The sequence below is a fragment of the Pseudomonas frederiksbergensis genome, from assembly GCF_003732705.1.
GTDB classification, from domain to species: Bacteria; Pseudomonadota; Gammaproteobacteria; order Pseudomonadales; family Pseudomonadaceae; genus Aquipseudomonas; species Aquipseudomonas frederiksbergensis_F.
In genome coordinates, this window is the sequence record NZ_MOBR01000040.1 from 160068 (window position 1) to 177927 (window position 17860).

Annotated in this window: 18 protein-coding genes; 7 read left to right on the forward strand and 11 right to left on the reverse strand. The window is 56.6% G+C overall.

The features are described from left to right. Positions 1-22: 22 nt before the first annotated feature. Entirely contained in the window at positions 23-355 is a 333-nt protein-coding gene (locus BK667_RS26010; protein WP_123512440.1) for a type II toxin-antitoxin system HicB family antitoxin, read from the reverse strand. After that, positions 352-606, reverse strand: coding sequence for a type II toxin-antitoxin system HicA family toxin (locus tag BK667_RS26015; protein WP_123599324.1), 255 nt, complete (start codon positions 604-606; stop codon positions 352-354). Before BK667_RS26015 ends, BK667_RS26010 begins: the two co-directional genes overlap by 4 nt. Positions 607-1155: 549 nt before the next feature. Between BK667_RS26015 and dusA the strand changes: the two genes are divergently transcribed. Next, complete coding sequence (gene dusA, locus BK667_RS26020) at positions 1156-2151, forward strand: tRNA dihydrouridine(20/20a) synthase DusA (RefSeq protein WP_123599325.1); 996 nt, start codon at positions 1156-1158, stop codon at positions 2149-2151. Between the two features lie 24 nt (positions 2152-2175). Here dusA and BK667_RS26025 read toward each other — a convergent pair whose 3' ends face one another. After that, a complete protein-coding gene (locus BK667_RS26025) occupies positions 2176-3009 on the reverse strand; it encodes an undecaprenyl-diphosphate phosphatase (protein ID WP_123599326.1) in 834 nt (277 codons plus the stop codon). 547 nt (positions 3010-3556) lie between these two features. Between BK667_RS26025 and BK667_RS26030 the strand changes: the two genes are divergently transcribed. From BK667_RS26030 to BK667_RS26045, 4 genes are all read left to right on the forward strand, one after another. Then, positions 3557-4297 (forward strand): winged helix-turn-helix domain-containing protein, encoded by a 741-nt coding sequence (locus tag BK667_RS26030; RefSeq protein WP_123512335.1) that lies wholly within the window; start codon positions 3557-3559, stop codon positions 4295-4297. A gap of 25 nt (positions 4298-4322) precedes the next feature. Next, a complete protein-coding gene (locus tag BK667_RS26035) occupies positions 4323-5063 on the forward strand; it encodes an EAL domain-containing protein (RefSeq protein ID WP_123599327.1) in 741 nt (246 codons plus the stop codon). A gap of 31 nt (positions 5064-5094) precedes the next feature. Then, positions 5095-5766, forward strand: coding sequence for a winged helix-turn-helix domain-containing protein (locus BK667_RS26040; protein WP_123512331.1), 672 nt, complete (start codon positions 5095-5097; stop codon positions 5764-5766). A 324-nt stretch (positions 5767-6090) separates the two neighbouring features. After that, a complete protein-coding gene (locus tag BK667_RS26045) occupies positions 6091-7485 on the forward strand; it encodes an undecaprenyl-phosphate glucose phosphotransferase (protein ID WP_123512329.1) in 1395 nt (464 codons plus the stop codon). 256 nt (positions 7486-7741) lie between these two features. Here BK667_RS26045 and BK667_RS26055 read toward each other — a convergent pair whose 3' ends face one another. From BK667_RS26055 to galE, 6 genes are all read right to left on the reverse strand, one after another. Then, positions 7742-9820: a YjbH domain-containing protein gene (locus BK667_RS26055; protein WP_123599328.1), complete on the reverse strand. Its 2079-nt coding sequence runs from the start codon at positions 9818-9820 to the stop codon at positions 7742-7744. Beyond that, entirely contained in the window at positions 9817-10578 is a 762-nt protein-coding gene (locus BK667_RS26060) for a capsule biosynthesis GfcC family protein (protein WP_123599329.1), read from the reverse strand. The genes BK667_RS26055 and BK667_RS26060 overlap by 4 nt, the downstream gene beginning before the upstream one ends. After that, positions 10575-11240, reverse strand: coding sequence for a YjbF family lipoprotein (locus tag BK667_RS26065; protein ID WP_123512323.1), 666 nt, complete (start codon positions 11238-11240; stop codon positions 10575-10577). Before BK667_RS26065 ends, BK667_RS26060 begins: the two co-directional genes overlap by 4 nt. Positions 11241-11250: 10 nt before the next feature. Continuing rightward, positions 11251-12366: a polysaccharide biosynthesis/export family protein gene (locus BK667_RS26070; protein WP_259698192.1), complete on the reverse strand. Its 1116-nt coding sequence runs from the start codon at positions 12364-12366 to the stop codon at positions 11251-11253. Positions 12367-12453: 87 nt separating this feature from the next. Then, on the reverse strand, positions 12454-12690 hold the full coding sequence (locus tag BK667_RS26075; protein ID WP_123403467.1) for a hypothetical protein: 237 nt from the start codon (positions 12688-12690) through the stop codon (positions 12454-12456). Positions 12691-12924: 234 nt separating this feature from the next. After that, entirely contained in the window at positions 12925-13941 is a 1017-nt protein-coding gene (galE, locus tag BK667_RS26080) for a UDP-glucose 4-epimerase GalE (RefSeq protein ID WP_123599330.1), read from the reverse strand. 310 nt (positions 13942-14251) lie between these two features. On the opposite strand from galE, the gene galU reads away from it, so the two are divergent. Further along, the gene (gene galU, locus BK667_RS26085; RefSeq protein WP_123599331.1) at positions 14252-15085 is read left to right on the forward strand and encodes a UTP--glucose-1-phosphate uridylyltransferase GalU; all 834 of its coding nucleotides are present in this window, start codon (positions 14252-14254) and stop codon (positions 15083-15085) included. Between the two features lie 45 nt (positions 15086-15130). Next, positions 15131-15541 (forward strand): phosphohexomutase domain-containing protein, encoded by a 411-nt coding sequence (locus BK667_RS26090; protein ID WP_123512317.1) that lies wholly within the window; start codon positions 15131-15133, stop codon positions 15539-15541. A 129-nt stretch (positions 15542-15670) separates the two neighbouring features. Here BK667_RS26090 and BK667_RS26095 read toward each other — a convergent pair whose 3' ends face one another. After that, positions 15671-16801, reverse strand: a complete 1131-nt coding sequence (locus BK667_RS26095; RefSeq protein ID WP_123599332.1) for an SGNH/GDSL hydrolase family protein — start codon at positions 16799-16801, stop codon at positions 15671-15673. Positions 16802-16813: 12 nt separating this feature from the next. Continuing rightward, positions 16814-17851, reverse strand: a complete 1038-nt coding sequence (locus BK667_RS26100; protein WP_123599333.1) for an acyltransferase family protein — start codon at positions 17849-17851, stop codon at positions 16814-16816. Positions 17852-17860 lie beyond the last annotated feature (9 nt).

Sequence of the window (17860 nt, forward strand, 5' to 3'; positions counted from 1 at the left end):
AGCGTTTACAGATAACTTGCTGTCAGGCATGCGCCTCGCGATCAAGAACATCAGCAACCCACTGATTAATACTCTTGTGGGCCAACTGCGCTTTCACGGCGACGACAGCGTGAAGAGCCGGTGCCAAACGCAAACTGAGCTTGCCCGAGTAGGGTTTCTGCGGTTCGCGTCCGAGCTTGGCGCATGTCTCAAGATAATCAGTAACGGCCTCTTCAAATGCTTCTCGAAGCTCGCGCACTGATTCGCCATGAAATCCGACGACATCTTTGATGCCCGCGATATGCCCAATAAACAGGCCATCCTCGTCGCTGTATTCAATTCGGGCGGCATAGCCTTGGTAATTCATAACGTTCACGGTGTGACTCCAGCTTGTTCAAGGAAAACCCGGGCATCACGAACCTGATAAGGCTTCGCGTCCTTGTCTGGGTGGGGTCGGTGAAATGTGGCGACCACACCATTCAGTTCAAAGCGTACCCGCGACCCGTTGCCTTCAATGGTCTTGGCCCCGGCGGCACCGAACAATGATTCTATGCGGACCCACTCCAGCGTGGCTGGGGTTGGCCTTGCAAATACCGCTTTAAGGGTGCTGATCTGTTTGTTATTCATGGTATTGAATCATGATACCGAGCAAAGGGTAAACAACCGCGGATCGCACCGCCGATGCATGAGGAAAAACATCCAATACGTACCTAGGAAAAAACGCTGCTTACCTGAAAAATCGAGAGGCCGGATTTTTTGGACTAGCCGAAAAAAAACCGAAAATAAAAAGCTTCCGACAGGCACCTCCGACCTGGCAGCTGAACAGTCTTTGCATGCCTAGCATTCAGATGTTGTGCTGCACGGCGATCAGAATATCTGGGTGACTCTGGATGAAGTTGTAGGCAAAATCCGAGAGTTGCGTAAGAGGGTACGTTGCTGTGCTTTTGGCCTGGCGACCTCCTTGTTGGCCATATCTCCGACGGGATAATTTCCTGACGTCGCTCCACATTCAGCGACCGGGCTTGGAAACCTGACGAGTCAGGCAACAGAAAAATCGGGACAGATTTATATCTGCCATTCACGCCATGCGCATCAACGCCCAAGACCCGCCCGCCCCCCTCCACCCAATCCTGATAAACTCCCCACCTCCCAGCCCTACCCAGTCCAAAACCGCCAATGCCCCCAATCACCGCCACACCCGCCCTTCTCTCCCGCCGCTTCTCCGTCGCCCCGATGATGGATTGGACTGATAGGCACTGCCGCTTTTTCCTACGCCTCCTATCCAAAAACGCCCTCCTCTATACCGAGATGGTCACCACCGGCGCGCTCCTCAACGGCGATCACGACCGTTTCCTGCGCCACAACGAAGCCGAACACCCGCTCGCCCTGCAACTCGGTGGCAGCGTCCCTCTGGACCTGGCCGCCTGCGCCCGCATGGCCCAGGACCACGGCTACGATGAGGTCAATTTGAACGTCGGCTGTCCAAGCGATCGTGTTCAGAACAACATGATCGGCGCAGTGCTGATGGGTCATCCGCAGTTGGTGGCGGATTGTGTGAAGGCGATGCGTGATGCGGTTTCGATTCCGGTGACGGTGAAGCATCGGATCGGGATTAATGGGCGGGACAGTTACGCGCAGTTGTGTGATTTCGTCGGTACGGTTCGGGATGCGGGGTGTACGAGTTTTACGGTGCATGCGCGGATTGCGATTCTGGAGGGGTTGTCGCCGAAGGAGAATCGGGACATTCCGCCGTTGCGGTATGACGTGGCGGCGCAGTTGAAGAAAGATTTTCCGGAATTGGAGATTGTTCTCAACGGCGGGATCAAGACGCTGGAGGCGTGTCACGAGCATTTGCAGACGTTTGACGGCGTGATGCTGGGTCGTGAGGCGTATCACAATCCTTATGTGATGGCGGAGGTGGATCAGCAACTGTTCGGCAGTACGGCGCCGGTGATCACTCGGGCCGAGGCGTTGGCGCAGTTGCGGCCTTATATAGCGGCGCATATTGAGGCGGGTGGTTCGATGCACCATATCACCCGGCATGTGTTGGGGCTGGGCACCGGGTTCCCGGGGGCGCGCAAGTTTCGGCAGTTGTTGTCGGTGGATATTCACAAGGCGAAAGAGCCTTTGGTGTTGCTGGATCAGGCGGCGCAGTTGCTGGAGGGGCGCTAACCCCCTCCTTTCAGCTGTGTAGGGTCAGGCCGCTGTGGCCGCCGTCCAATTCACCCAGCCGAACACCCACGTCGCCAAAATCAGTAAGCCGAAGACAATCCGATACCAGGCGAAGGCCGCGTAGCTGTGGCTGGCGATGAACTTGAGCAAACCGCGCACGGCGATCATCGCGAAAATGAACGCGGTGACGAAACCCAGTGCAAATACCGGCAAGTCGTTGGCCTGGAACAGATCGCGGTATTTGTAGCCGGAATATACGGCGGCGCCGACCATGGTTGGCATCGCCAGGAAAAACGAGTACTCGGTCGCGGCCTTGCGCGACAGTCCAAACAGCAAACCGCCGATGATGGTCGATCCTGAGCGGGACGTGCCCGGGATCATCGCCAGGCACTGCGCGAAACCTACCTTCAACGCATCCGGCCAGCGCATGTCATCGACATGTTCGACGTGTACCACATGCTCCCGCTGCTCGGCCCACAACATGATGATCCCGCCGATAACCAGAGCGACCGCGACGGTTATCGGATTAAACAAATACTCATGAATCTTATCGGCGAATAACACACCCAAGACAACGGCTGGAAGAAAGCCAATCAGCAAGTTCAATGTAAAACGCTGCGCATTACGTTGAGTTGGCAGGCCTTTGACGATCTCGAATATTTTAGGACGAAACTCCCAGACCACGGCCAGTATGGCGCCCAGTTGAATAATGATATTAAACGCCATGGCGCGTTCGCCACCAAAGCCCAACAAGTCCGCAACAATAACCTGGTGACCGGTACTGGAGATGGGCAAGAACTCTGTCAACCCTTCTACTGCGCCTAAAACCAATACCTGTACAAGGGTCAAAAACTCCATCAATCCTCCGTCGGGCCGTTCTTATTGAACGTCCAATGATCTTATTAAACATTTAAACAACAAACAGACACTCAACGCCTTCTTAAACACTGGTCATTCATGGTCATTTGGCGGAGGGCACCGGTGGATAATAGGACTTATGAAACCACACACTCAATACTTGTTAATAATCGTCCGGCTGACGAATGATCAGAAAACACCGGTGCAGCCAGTACAGATGGCGCATCAGCAAAACGTGACGCGGCGCACATACTAAGGATCAATACCCCGGAATCGCCACTCAAGACAGTGATGGCCTTTTGAGTGCAAAAACGAATCGCCATCGACTAAAAATAGTGGCACCATTGCACATAGCCATCATCCAAGAAGGCCATTTCGTTAGTTCAGATGGCTGCGAGAAGCAACTAAAGGCTCAAAAACCTTTGTTTATGTTAGAAAACTCCGATTGTCGGGTCTGAAATGCGTTTTGAATGTTACCAATTGTCAGTCACAGATGAGAACCGGTGCTTTAACATCCTGATGTCAGCACCCATTCGAGTCAAAAAGCATGATGCTTACAGGGACATTAGCGACTAGAAGCCAGCGCGCGACAAATGAGGAACCCGGTGTTCTCACCTTGGGCCGTACCCGCAGCGTGGCCGAAAACTTTAGAGCATTAGTCGCAAGGCATGTGCACTCCGATATAGCGCTTGATGCTAGCGCTTACACTAATTTACATAAGAAGAATGAACACGCGGATTTGTATCGTGCCATCTTCATCATTATCGACAGCCCTCACGCATTTGATGAGAGCCTGGCGCTGGTGGAAAAACTTCGCTCCACCAACTTAAATCCAATCATATGTGCGGTTATCACGGGCCGCGGCGCGTACAACAAGATGAAATATTATCTTGCCGGCGCCGACTGCTGCATCAAGATCAATACATTGTCCGACGATAGCACTGAGTTTCTGTCCGAGTTTTTCAGCAGCGAAGAGTGGCAACGGGAAGTCAACCTGGTGTTGGACCCCACGCGTATTTGCCTGATGGGCACTCGCAAGAAGCTGGAGATCTCGTTTGCAGAAATGAAAATCCTCGAGGCATTTGCGCAAACCAGCAACCACATCTTGAGTCACGATGAAATCGCCAGAATCATGGGGCTGAACACCAATTTCTATGACCCCAGGGCGTTGGAGAAATCGATCAGTCGACTTCGCGGAAAGATCAAAGGCATGTATGGCACTAATGCCATTCAAAGCATTCGTGGGTATGGATACCGTCTGATGAGGGGTCTGATCTCGACCGCCTGATTCACCTATGGAAAGGAGTTGTTGCATGAATGCGACTGGAGGCACCTCACCCGTAAAGGCCCCGCATCGCTCTCTCACCCGGCAACTGATCCTGTCACGTGATGCTCGTCCGTTCGCCAGTGAGATAAAGACCCGTCCCCTTCCCGCTCCGTCGTCGTGGACGACGCAGGCGGGTCAATTGTGTGAGCACAGTGGCGCTCCATTGGTGCCCGTGCACCGGGAACCATCCCCCCAGAAGGACCACCGCTTACACAACCCGGGAAAATATCTGAACCGAACGTTCCTGTGCCTGTCTGAACCGAGCCTTGCCAGCTTCGCGCTGGCCGACGAGCTGATCCGGTCTGGCAACAACCTGCGCGATCTCGGCCACACATTGGTCGTGTCACTCAAGGGGCAACCATTCTGGGAAGTAGATTCCAAATATAAAAAAAACATTATTTATCATATGTATCACTTGAAAGATCATGGTATAGAAATCGCACTGGATGACTACAACCTCCAGCGGGAAGCACTAACACGCTTCAGTACCCTGAATCTGTTTAACTACATCAAGGTATCCATTGAATCCCTGGACCAGTGTTTGAAACTCAATAGTAACCCTGAGTTTTTCAATCGACTCCATGACCGCATGGTGACACTGACCCATAACAACAAGATTTCTTTTATTGCCGATCGAGTAGAGCATATCGAAGGCCATTCATTGGCCCGGGCGCTGCCCTTTGATTACTTTCAAGGGAGTTATTACTCCCCTGCCGATCATCTTTAACCGACTTTGGTGACTACTTTAGGAGAGAGACGTGGAAATCAGTACAACCCTCCCCAGAAAATATTTTGTTGTCGTGACTCACAGCACAACTTGCCAGCGTGAGCTCGAGACCATACTGTCCAGCGAGCGCTTCAACTCGTTTGGTACTTCCCAGGCACAAATGTTTATCGAAGGTGTTGCCCCGCCCTCTTGCGCCCCCGTGCTGATGGAATTCACCTACCCCAGTGGGACAAGGAAAAATGTCGCCCACACAATCGAACATGAAACACAAAATATTTTGGCCACCCTGGAAGCGGAATGGTTGGCGGCGCAATCCGGGGCGCGACCCGTCGCGTTGTCCAGTCAAACCGAACTCAGTGAAATACCCCGGGAAGACGGGGACAACGAGCCTTACAGCGAAGCGTGGCAACTCGATAATAATCAAAGCGTGTTGATCAAGGAAAACGTCGAGATCAACCTCACCGGACTGGAAGCCGCCCTCGTCAAGAAGATGCTCCACCATGAAGATCGTGTTGTCAGTCGAGATGATCTGATTCTAAGCATCGGTCGAGAGCCGGAACAGTATCGCGGCCTTGAAATGTGCTTGAGTCGTTTGCAAGACAAGTTCAAAAGTGCCAGCAAAGGTGAACGACTGTTCCGCGCGGTGAGAAATCGCGGCTATTGCCTTATCCAGGAAGTTGTATCAGAGCCTCATCACGCCTGACCTCCTCAGAACAAACACATGACAGTGCTATTACAACAATAAAAAGTGCACTTTGTTTGTTATTCCCGCCCCACCCCCTGCTATAACCAAGACATCGACCTTTTCTAACATCCAGCACTTCCTCACGAGAAACTTGGCACTTGGCCATCTTGTTAGAACTCGTCAGACAGCCCTCCCCACCAATAACTTAATCTATTGACTGACGACAGTTCGATCACTCGACGTTGTTAGTCCCAGGGCATTAGTTAAAACAATAACAATCCTGCTTAAACAACTCGCGGATCGACTGTCGATACCTGAATGGACGTCTTTTGGGGATATCGCATGGATCTTACTCTTCGTATCAATCGAAATACCGGCCTCAAGGGACTGACCTTTTGGGGTCAATGGGCGCTGGCACAGGGCTTTGCCGTTTCATTGCTGTTCATACTCGCTGAGCAGCATACCGGAGCGGTCGAGTTCTATTACCGAGTGTGCGCGGCATTAGCCGTACTGGCCTCGGTGCCGGCCTACACGTTCAGCGGCGTATATCGAAAAAGAGACAACTATCTGACGGGATTGGGACGCCTGTTCATGGGTTGGTCCATGACCATGGCTGCGCTGGCCTGCATGGCCTTTGTCTGCAAGGCCGACGAACTGTTTTCGCGGCAGGTGATTCTCAGTTGGGCGGTGTACGGATTCCTTGGGCAGGCGCTGCTCTACGCGCCCTTGCACGGGTTCTCCAAGTACTATCAGCGGTCACGAAAGAGCGAGCATCGAACCCTGATCGTCGGGACGGGCGAGTTGGCGCTTGGCCTGGCCAAGAAGTTGAGCAGTGTCGAAAACCTGCCGTTGGTGGGCCTGGTCAGCACGGGCGCCGTTGCCCCGCTGGAGCCGGGCGCCCCTCACATCGTTGGGGTGCAGGAAGATCTTTTGGAGCTGATCAGTTTCCATGACATTCGACGCTTGTACATCACCCTGCCGCTGAGCGAAGCGGCAAAAATCGAAGCCATGTACGTCGATTTGCTGGGTGCCAATGTGGACGTGGTCTGGGTCCCGGACTTGAACTGTCTGACGCTGCTCAATCACTCGGTGCGGGTCGTGGACGGTCTGCCGGCGATCTATCTGAATGAAAGTCCGCTGACCAGCCAGCCCACCGCGGCCCTGAGCAAGAGCTTGGTGGAAAAAAGCGTGGCACTGTTGGCAATCATCCTGTTGAGCCCGGTGCTGGCGGTGATTGCCCTGGCCGTGAAGCTCAGCTCACCCGGCCCGGTGTTCTTCAAACAGGACCGCCATGGCTGGAATGGCAAGGTGATCCAGGTCTGGAAGTTTCGCTCGATGCGGGTCCACGACGATCACGAAGTTAAACAGGCCAGCCGCAACGATTCGCGCATCACCGCCGTCGGCCGCTTTATCCGCCGCACTTCGCTGGACGAACTGCCGCAACTGTTCAATGTGCTGCAAGGGCATATGGCGCTGGTCGGGCCCCGTCCTCATGCTGTCGCCCACAACCACTACTATTCGGGGAAGATTCTGGCCTACATGGCTCGCCACCGAATCAAGCCGGGGATTACCGGGCTGGCGCAAATCAATGGTTGCCGCGGCGAGACTGACACCATCGACAAGATGCAGAAGCGCGTCGAGATCGACCTCAAGTACATCAATAACTGGTCGTTGTGGCTGGACCTGAAGATCCTGGTGAAGACGCCCTTCACCTTGCTCTCGAAGGACATCTATTGATGGCGTGACGGCTGAAACAGCAACACCACAAGGGGACGAAAGTCCCCTTTTTTGTGGCTGGGATTAGCCGGTGAGCCTGATGACTCATTCGCGAGCAGGCTCGCTCCCACAAGAGTTCAGCGTTGTTCATCAACTTATGTCCATGCACAAATCCCTGTGGGAGCGAGCCTGCTCGCGAAGAGGCCTTGTCAATCGACATATAAGTTGACTGACACACCGCCTTCGCGAGCAAGCCCGCTCCCACAGGGCCCGATCGTTACTCGGTGATCTTCTCGAAGTTGCGGTAGAACATGTCGTTGTCGCGGCTGTCGGTCATCGAGTGCAGTTGGAAGCTGCGATTGAGCCGTGCGCCGCCGTCCCGGGTCAGGGGCGACCAGACGAGGTTGGCGCGGCGCATGGTCGACATACTCATTAATTCGTCGAACGGAATGGACAGGTACAGCCCCTTGTCGAAGCTACCTTCGCCATACTGCGCGCCGGTGGCGGTAGTGATCGTCGCCCACGCCCCGAACCGCACGCCGTTGGAGAATTCCCGCGAGAGATCGACCGTGGTGCCCCAATCCCCCGCCAGGTAACGTCCAACGCTGACCGCAGCCAGGGTGTCGTAGGGCAAATCGGTATAGCCAGTGATATGGCCGGTGATCACCGAGTAGTCCCGCAGCCCGAAGCCCTGGTCGAATTCGCGCTGACGCACGTAGTTCAAATCCGCGCCCACCGACCAGCGCTGGCCTGCCGGGCGAAACAGCACTTCGCCGCCCACACCGGCAAACATCGATTCCAGATAGCCGCCGTAGACCATGCCATACAGGTCTTTGTCCAACTGCTCGGCGTGGCTGACCTGGAACAGCGGCATGGTCACTTCCGAGGTGGTCAGGTACTGGCGCAAGTCCGTGCGCACCCGTGGCAAACCACTGGGTGCGTCGTATTTGAAGCCGTCGAAGTTGTTCAGCAAATTGGCGCTGAGCAGGCCGCTCCACCAGGTGTTGCGGTTGAAGCGATACTCGGCATCCGCGTCGGCACTGAATTGATAGAAAAAGCCGTCAGGGCCGCCAACGTTCTGTTTGAAGCCCAGCCCGGCGCCGTAGCTGAAAGGGTCGCGGGCTTCGGTGTAGAGGGTCTTCTCGTTGTGCGGCATCGCCGGATTGATCTCGGTGGTGCGGTGCAACGCTTGCAGTGGTTCTTCGTTGTTGAGCACTTCGCGAAAGGTTTGCCGAGGCACGCTGGTTTCTTCCAGCGGCAAGTCGTAGCGCTTGTTCACCAAGGTGAACCAGTCGATATCGGCGTTGACGCTATTGTCCAGAATCCGGCTGGCCCGACCGACCGCTTTGGCCGAATGAAAATAGCGGCCCTGCTCACCGTAGACGATCAGCTCGGAGCCGCGCTGGCTGATGCGCTCGACTTTGTAGCCGGCATTTTGCTGCAGACGCCGGGACACATCGGGCCAATTGACCTCTTCCATTGCGACGGCCGGGGCCTTGGCCGGCAATGGCTCGGCTGGCGGATCGAAACGCTTGGCCGGGGCCTTGCGGCTGACGAAATTGGTGTGAAAAGTCAGGCCAAACATCGCGGTGTTGCCCCGCTCCCACGCCGCACTCACGTCCAGCGAGTCGGTCACCTTGAACACGGCGCCAAGGTTGATCGGTGAATCCTGTTTGATCACGTTGTCCTTTGGCTCGTGCTTATAGTCGTTGCCTTCGTACTCAAGCTTCAGGCTGAGCCGGTCCCAAGGTGTCTGGTAGGTCACGCCGCCGAACAACGAAGGCTTGCCGCGAAAGTAGGCGCCGGCGTTGACGTCACCGGTGCCTTCCATGTTCGGTCGGGTCTTGAAACGATCATCGAGCCAGCCCGCCGGGTTGTCGAAGTCGCCGCGATTGCCCAGGTAACCCCAGGCAATGCCGGCACTGAAATCAAAATCGTCATAGCGCTTGTTGGCCACCAGGAACTCACTGGAGAACAGGCCGGTACCACCGATGTCTCGGAATCCCAACGCCACGTCGGGCGCCCAATGGGTTTCCTGCCACAACCGGACTTTGAGATCGACCGCCTTATCCTTATAGCTCTGGCCGCCACTCAGCGACTCCGGGCCATAAGGGCGGTTGGTGATGGAGGTGTAGCGAAACGCGCCTTCCAGCCAGTCGAACGGCTGAAGCGCCACGCTGTAGCGACTATAGGGCTCGGTGCGGTTGGCGTTCACGCTCAACTCACCGGCCGGGGACATTCGGGCGGTGGGCGTCTGCCACAAGCCGACGCCACCGAAATCATTCTGGGTCAGACGCGGCTCGGCATGGGCCAGTCCGCAGGGCAATAACAACACGGCTGCAAAACGTAAATTCAATGAACCACCTCAGCCAATTGCGTGGCAAGAAATTCGGCCAACTGCTGATTCAGTTCAGGGATAGGCGGATCCAGATCATCGTTTTTGAGCGGAACCAGGATCTTGCTGCCAGCGGCAGGCACCTGTCCGCGCTCACGATTCCACGGCGCGATGCCGACTTGTCGGGTGACACCATTGGGCTGGATCAGCCACAGATAATCGGCCTCGGCATCGCCCAGGATTGCGCACCCTTGCAGGTAATCCCGGGCCTCCTGCCCGACCACATGAGGCAACCGACAGGGTTCGACGACAGCGCCGAGCACTTCAACCTCATCGACGCGCATCGGATAGATCAGGCGATCGCCGTCGCTCAGACGCACGTTTCGGGCGAACCCGACCTCAATCGCCACCGGGTCCAGAACCGTGACCTCGCGCCCGGTGACCGGCATGGCGCTGACTTGTTCAAACAGACGCGTCGCCAAATCCGCCCGGCCCGGCCTGTCGAAGATCAAGGCTTCACGCCGCAACACCTGCAAGTCGAACAGCACCCCGGTCTTGAGTCGGGCCTGTTCCTCCAGCAACGACTGGCGCAATAACCCGGCGGCCAGCCAATAACTTTCGGCATTGGGCACGGCGACGCTGATCACGTCCGACAACCGCCTCCCCGGTGGCAGCTCGACCGGCCCAGGGACTTGCACATCGCCAGTGACGGTGACCGCCGCCTGACTCACGCTGGCGATCAACAGCAGGCAGGCCGATAGAAGCGGTAACCGCTTCAACGGGCAAACCTGCGCTCAGGGGTCAATTGCACGATCTTGACCCGCAGTCGCGTGGTCAGTTGCTGCTCGCTTTGCACAATGAACCCGTCAACGGGATCGACCCAATAACGATTGGTCGCCCGCAAGCCAATGGCCGGGGCGTCAATCTGCTCATCGACACGTAGCACGGCATATTCCTTGTTGAGGATTTCGAGGGTTTCCATGGATTTTCGGGAGAATCGACTGTTCAAGGTCACGCCCGTTTCGCTGCCTCGATACAGATCAATCCAGCGCTGGCTGGTGTAGCCATCCGGCAGGTTTTGCAGGCCTTGCTTGAAGGGCGAAGACGCCGCCAGCCGCGTGCCGTCCAGATCGCCCTCGACGCCCAGGCCGATGCTGCGTACCGCGAGTCCATCGCGCAGCAGCAACACCTGTTTGCCGGACGCGACCCAGAACTGCAGGTCGCCCCGCTCACGCACCATCGCCAACACCCCGGAGCCGGACGGCGTGGTCAAAGTAAGCTGAGGGAACTCAACCCGGGCCACTTCGGCAGGCGTGACTTCCAGTTCATCGGGGCCCATTACCGCTGCCTTGAAGTTGCCCAAGGAAGCGGTCATCAGCGGGTTACAGCCACACAACACCACGGCCGCTATCACGCAGACGCCAACTTTCAACGTTTTCACAGACCTGACCTTATTTACCGTTGTCCCGGACTTCACTCAGGTTCTTCGCCGAGGAAGCGCCCACGCCGAGAATGGCCGCCGAAGGCACCAATTGGCTGATGAAACGGTTCCAGCGCGTCACGTTGGCGGGGCCGACGTAGACGATGTCCTGGGGCCGAACATTGAAGTGCGTGGCGAGCGCCATGGCGGTCGGCGACTCGGCTTGCAACTGGTAGATTTTCGCCGGTTCCACATCCAGGTTTTCCACGCCACGGATCACGTACACGGCGTTGCCGTTGGAGGTGGTCTGGCTCAAGCCGCCGACCGAGCCGAGGACATCGGACAGGTTCATGGTGCCGGTCTTGAACGTCAGCGCCCGGGGCTGATTGACCTCGCCCATGACGTAGATGCGCTTGTTGTCGTTGTACGGCAGGTACAACTGATCGCCACCCTTGAGGTAGACGCTCTGCAACTCGGAATCCTGTTGATTGAGCGCATCAAGGTTCAGCGGATAGACCCGCCCGTTGCGCGTCAGCAGCAGGCCGGACAAATCCGCATTCTGCGGGTCGATGCCAGCCGTACCGAGGGCTTCGACCACATTCAGCGGATTGGTGGAAATCGGCTGCGGACCGGCCTTCACCACCGCCCCCGACACCACCACTTTCTGACTGGCAAAACGCAACACCGCGACATCCACTTGCGGGTCGGCAATGAAGGCCGACAGTCGTTCGGAGATGTCCGCGCGCAGTTGCTGGATGGTCCGGCCGGCGGCCTGGACTTCCTTGATATAGGGGTAATACAGCGTGCCATCGGAGCGCACCAGGCGACCGTTGGCATCGATCTGCTGTTGCGCGCCGGAAGGCGCGGTCAGCTCGGGGTGGTCCCAGACCGTGATGTACAAGACATCGTTGTTACCGATGCGGTACTCGGCCGGGGTGGTCAGCAATTCCGCCGGCAGCGACGCATGTTTCTGCGTGGCCCGGTCCATCGCAATGAGCTTGGGCGTGATCGGAATCAGCTCGACGCGACTGCTTTCGCTGGCCCCCTGGCGCGTGATATCGCTGGTGCTCAGGTATTGCCCCGGAGAAAACATGCAACCTTGCAAAGCGATACTTGCCAACAGCAAAAAAGGAAAACTACGAGTCATAATGGCACTACGCTATTCAAGGGCAAATCTAAAAACAAGGTCACCCGACTTTCATCGGGCGACCTTGTATTACACCTACAGAGTTACTCAGTTACTGGTGCCGGTTGTCCCGGTAGTACCTGTGGTCCCGGTAGTTCCGCCATTGGCGTTGCCACCACTGTTGGAAGCAGCCACTGCACCCGCAACCATCGCCGTACTGGCCGCAGGCGCTTGGGAAGCGGCTACGTTACCGGCGACATTAGTTGCCTGTGTCAGCGGTGCTTCCGCTGCGGACGCCCAGTTGCCAAACATCGACAACAGGGCAATTGCCATCACTTTTTTCATATCAACTCCTTTCTAACGTTCGGCCCTGTCAGAAACACAGCGTTCAGTTAGAGGTGGAAAGATCAAGCCGCAAAAAGTGCGAACAAGATCCGTTGTTCATCCACAGTCAAACGTGACTGATAGATGTCGAACGGCAGGGTTTATATCTACGGATTTGCCGGAAGTAACTCCAGCCTAATTTCCCGACGTTACTTAACATTGCTGTCGGTTTATAACATTCAGCAGAATCAATACTTAGCCGATGTAACCCTTCGGGTGGTTCGATTGCCAGCGCCAAGTGTCGGTCATCATTTGCTGCAAACTGCGCGTCGCCTTCCAGCCCAGTTCACGGGCAGCCTTGGAGGGGTCGGCCAGGCTCTCGGCGACATCACCCGAACGGCGCGGCAAGATCCGATAAGGCACCGGTCGTCCCGACGCCTGCTCAAACGCGTGCACCACTTGCATCACGCTGTAACCGTCGCCCGTGCCCAGATTCCAGATATTGATTCCGGTAGTTTGCGAAATCGACTGCAAGGCCTTGAGATGCCCCTCGGCCAGATCCACGACATGGATATAGTCACGCACACCGGTGCCATCCGCCGTGGGGTAATCGTCACCGAAGATCGACAACTCTTTCAGGCTGCCCACCGCCACCTGGCTGATGTAAGGCACCAGGTTATTGGGGACGCCATTGGGGTCCTCACCCAAGTGGCCACTGTCATGCGCACCGATCGGATTGAAGTAGCGCAACAGGGCAATGCTCCAGCGCGGCTCCGCCAGACACAGGTCTCGCAGCAGGTTTTCGACGATCAACTTGGATTGGCCGTAGGGATTGGTGGGGCTCCCGGTGGGGAAGTCCTCACTGATCGGCATTTGCTCCGGCGCGCCATAGACCGTGGCCGATGAACTGAACACCAGGCGAAACACGCCAGCCGCCGCCATCGCCTGACACAGCGTGATGCTGCCGCCGACGTTGGCTTCGTAATACTCAAGCGGCTTGCGCACGCTTTCGCCGACCGCCTTGAGCCCGGCGAAATGCAGGACCGCATCAATGGCGTGCTGCTGAAAAATCCGGTCGAGCAAGGCTCTGTCGCAGACATCCCCGTGAATCATCAGTGCACGTTTGCCGCAAATGGCTTCCACGGCATGCAGCGCAGCGTCGGAACTGTTGGAAAGATTATCCAGCACCACCACATCAAAGCCCGCTTCAAGCAGCGCAAGTGTGGTGTGCGAACCGATATATCCGGTGCCACCCGTTACCATAATCTTCATAGCGCGGTCCATAGTGGGGGGTCGTGAAGTACGCAATAACGTGTGCCGATCAATATTTACTTCGACCAGACAGTCATACTGGGTACTTATTTAGCACTATGAAACGTTCATCACTATCAACAGATGCGGACGAAAAATAACTAACGGACTACAGGCCGACAACTCATAACATTCCGTTGTTATAAACCTTAGACTAATTGCCATTAACAACCTATCTCAGGTATTAAAGTAGTCGCTTATTCAAGAAACTTACAGCCACTAGTTATTTCATCCGCAGTGGGTTGTGATCAATGACTTCCAGGATACTTTTATGATTCGTAAATGTTTGTTCCCCGCCGCGGGCTATGGCACGCGTTTCTTGCCGGCCACTAAAGCCATGCCCAAGGAAATGCTGCCAATCGTCAACAAGCCATTGATCCAGTACGCGGTAGAAGAAGCACGGGACGCCGGTCTGCAACACATGGCCCTCGTGACCGGTCGGGGCAAGCGCGCATTGGAAGATCACTTCGACATCAGCTATGAACTGGAGCATCAGATTCGTGGCACCGATAAAGAGAAATTCCTGGCCGGCACCCGCGAGCTGATCGAAACCTGCACCTTCTCCTACACCCGGCAGGTCGAAATGAAGGGCTTGGGTCACGCGATTCTCAGTGGCCGTCCGTTGATCGGTGATGAACCCTTCGCCGTGTCGCTGGCGGATGACCTGTGCCTGAACCTGCACGGCGATAGCGTGCTCGCGCAAATGATCCAGCTCTACAAGAAGTATCGCTGCTCGATCGTGGCCATTCAGGAGGTGCCCCGGGACCAGACGCACAAATACGGGGTGATCGCCGGCGAGTTGATCGCCGACGGCGTCTACCGAGTCAGCAGCATGGTTGAAAAACCCAACCCGGTAGATGCCCCGTCCAACCTGGCAATCATCGGCCGCTACATTCTGACGCCCGATATCTTTGATCTGCTCGCCGATACCCAGCCCGGCAAAGGTGGGGAAATCCAGATTACCGACGCCCTGATGAAGCAGGCGCAAAACGGCAGTGTCCTGGCCTACAAGTTCAAAGGCCTGCGCTTCGATTGCGGCGGCGCAGAAGGTTATCTCGACGCGACCAACTTTTGCTACGAGCACCTGTACCTCAAGGGCCTCTGACCAAACCTTTTCACCGTCGCCCACTCTTCATTCAGGCAGGCCACTATGAACATTGCAAAAAACTCGGCAGACATTGAACAGGGTAACGTCGGGGTGATGGCCTGGTTGTCACTGAATCCGTCGTTGCCCTCCCCCACTGAAACCTGGCTCGGCTCCCTGCTGATGGTGGAGCGCATCGGCGTGTTTCCTTCGTCCGGGGAAATCCGCCGACCGATTCGCGATCCTGATTCCCTCCTTGCCCACCTGAAGTCGCTGTACGCCCGGCAGGCGCTGGATGTCGATGAGCGCAACGGGCTGAAAGTGATTTTCAGTGACTGGCGATTCCGGGCGCGCATTGTCGGCAGCGATCCGGCCATCGTCATCACGGTGGAAACCCGTTGTGATCCGCAGTTGATGCCGCTCAAGACGGCGGAGTTGTTGAGTCAGTTGGAGTGCTTTGAGAAGGGCATACGCTGAAGCAGGTAAACGCCGCCATCCCTGTAGGAGCGAGGCTTGCCCGCGAAGACGGTGTGTCAGTAACGATGATGTCGACTGATACGCCGCCTTCGCGGGCAAGCCTCGCTCCTACAGGTTCTGTGTTTCAGCTCACTGGCAGGTGTTGTGCGGCGCGACGATCAGGCTATAGAGATAATCGGCAATCACCCGCCCTCCCGATCCCGGGATTGGATGAATCTTGTCCGGTCCAATCATCGGCGCAGCTCCGCCCAAGGCATAGCGTTTGACGTCAGCGCCGAACGCACACTGCATATTGGCGTACCCCAGATGTTCACCGCGCGCCCAGGGCTCCAGCACCTGCGCATAAGCCGACATCGGATAGGCGCTTGAGCGTGTTGTGTCCTGGCGCAGGATCAGGTTGATGCTCGCCTTTGGATGAACCTCGCGCACCATCCGCACCAGGCCTTGAATGTTCTGCAGATAGGTTTCCGGTTTCACGCCAAACCCTTGGTCGTTGCCGCCCAGCATGATCAGGTAAATGTCCGCCGGAATCTTCGCCACCACGGCTTTCCACTGCGTCTGCCATTGAGTATCGCTGTGATAGAAATCCGCGGATGACGCACCGGAAGCCGCAAGCTTGGACACCCTGATACCGCCCTGCTGATTGCTCATCCACAAGCCAAACAGGGTTGGCGCGCCTTTGACCACTTCCAGCCGGAACGCCCACTCGGGCTGTTCGGAAAAACCGGGCAACTGGACTTCCTGAACACCTGAGCCGCCTAACTGCAATGAATGCCAAGGGTCTGATGCCGTCCAGCGGTAGCGCACCTCGCTGGATTTCCCGTCCCCCAGGTACAGCAATTTCGCCTGGGCGATCGAGGTGTCAACGGCGGTTGTCGGTTTGGCATCGATCTCCAGATAAGCACCGGGCCGGCCCGTTATGGTGCGACTGTCGGGACTGGCCTGGCCTAGACCGGACACGTCCCAATCACCACCGAAGTACTTTTCGCTGCTGCGGGTGTATTTGTAGTGGGTGCCGCCGAGCGCCGCGCCATGATTGAAGCCGACATAGCCCGGCCCGGCAAAACCCGCCTTGTGGGTAAGCCGCTGGACAAGCTTGTTCAGATAAAAATCCTGCCCGGCGCTGTAGCTGTCGCCGATCACCGAGATGGCCAACACCTTCCCCGCTTTGCCTTCGCGCCACTGCGCAAACCGTTCGCGAGCGTCACCGACTGCGAGCACCGAAGCCGCTGCGGGATGTAAATCATCAACTGCAACCATGCGTCATTTCCTTCAGGATTGCGCCACCGACGCCACGGCGGCCGGCGGCTTTTTACGTGTTGCCCGCTCACCCAGAAACAGCACGGACGTGAGGCTGAACCGGCTGAAAATATTCGACAACACCACCGGTCCCAGCAAGCCACAGACCACGCCGCTAAGCACTAGAACGGCGTCCTCGTTAACCCCCAGACGTCCCAGCACGGCTCGCGAAGTGGCGGCAAACAGCACATGAAACAAAAAGATCGCGTAGGAATAACCACCGAGCCAGATCAGCCATCGCGCCTGCAGGTTACTCGACAGCAGCGCCATGCAAGACACACAACCTACCAGCAAACCGACCAGGCTGCGGCGATCAACGATCAACCCGCGATCCAGCGTCGCCACATACAGCAGCACCAGCGAGATCACCACGAACACCACCGGCCCGATCACCCTGAACGTTTGTCTGATCTCGGTCACCTTTTCATGACCAATCATCCCCAGCACAAAAAACGGCAGCAGATACACCGCGCCATTAATACCGAACGCATCGACCGCAAAGGGCGGCAGCAGAAACACCCCCGCCGCAAACGCCAGCAACAGGTACTGGCGCGTCATTGTCTGCAACAACTCGCGCCATTCCAGCAGACCGACAAACATGAAAATGATGAACACCGCCTGCAAAAACCAGAAGTGGTTGACCGGCACATAGAACGACAACAACGCATCGATCACGCCTACATCCTTGTTCACGCCGGGCCCGACCGCTTGCAGCACCGAGAACGGAACCCCCACACAAAACAACGGCACGATCAGCCGCCGGACCTTGCCGCTCACGTAGGCCGGGAAGTCATTGCCGCGGATTTTGTACAGGGAATAGATGTAGCCCGAGATAAAGGTGAACAGCGGCATGCGCACGTAGACCATCGAGTCGGCGATGACCCGAAATGGCGAACCCACGTCTATTTTCAAGCCGCCACCCAGGGGCCCGATCACGTGATAAAGCACCAGCAACAGGCAGGCCAGGCCGCGCAGGGTTTCAATCTCCAGCGACTTTTTCTTGCTCGACATAAAGCACCA

Excerpts from the sequence above, each read along its gene's own strand:
- BK667_RS26015 (WP_123599324.1), bottom strand. The coding sequence starts at position 606 with ATGAATAACAAACAGATCAGCACCCTTAAAGCGGTATTTGCAAGGCCA.
- BK667_RS26095 (WP_123599332.1), bottom strand. The coding sequence starts at position 16,801 with ATGGTTGCAGTTGATGATTTACATCCCGCAGCGGCTTCGGTGCTCGCA.
- BK667_RS26025 (WP_123599326.1), bottom strand. The coding sequence starts at position 3,009 with ATGGAGTTTTTGACCCTTGTACAGGTATTGGTTTTAGGCGCAGTAGAA.
- dusA (WP_123599325.1), top strand. The coding sequence starts at position 1,156 with ATGCCCCCAATCACCGCCACACCCGCCCTTCTCTCCCGCCGCTTCTCC.
- BK667_RS26030 (WP_123512335.1), top strand. The coding sequence starts at position 3,557 with ATGATGCTTACAGGGACATTAGCGACTAGAAGCCAGCGCGCGACAAAT.
- BK667_RS26090 (WP_123512317.1), top strand. The coding sequence starts at position 15,131 with ATGAACATTGCAAAAAACTCGGCAGACATTGAACAGGGTAACGTCGGG.
- BK667_RS26100 (WP_123599333.1), bottom strand. The coding sequence starts at position 17,851 with ATGTCGAGCAAGAAAAAGTCGCTGGAGATTGAAACCCTGCGCGGCCTG.
- galE (WP_123599330.1), bottom strand. The coding sequence starts at position 13,941 with ATGAAGATTATGGTAACGGGTGGCACCGGATATATCGGTTCGCACACC.
- BK667_RS26035 (WP_123599327.1), top strand. The coding sequence starts at position 4,323 with ATGAATGCGACTGGAGGCACCTCACCCGTAAAGGCCCCGCATCGCTCT.
- BK667_RS26075 (WP_123403467.1), bottom strand. The coding sequence starts at position 12,690 with ATGAAAAAAGTGATGGCAATTGCCCTGTTGTCGATGTTTGGCAACTGG.
- galU (WP_123599331.1), top strand. The coding sequence starts at position 14,252 with ATGATTCGTAAATGTTTGTTCCCCGCCGCGGGCTATGGCACGCGTTTC.
- BK667_RS26045 (WP_123512329.1), top strand. The coding sequence starts at position 6,091 with ATGGATCTTACTCTTCGTATCAATCGAAATACCGGCCTCAAGGGACTG.
- BK667_RS26070 (WP_259698192.1), bottom strand. The coding sequence starts at position 12,366 with ATGACTCGTAGTTTTCCTTTTTTGCTGTTGGCAAGTATCGCTTTGCAA.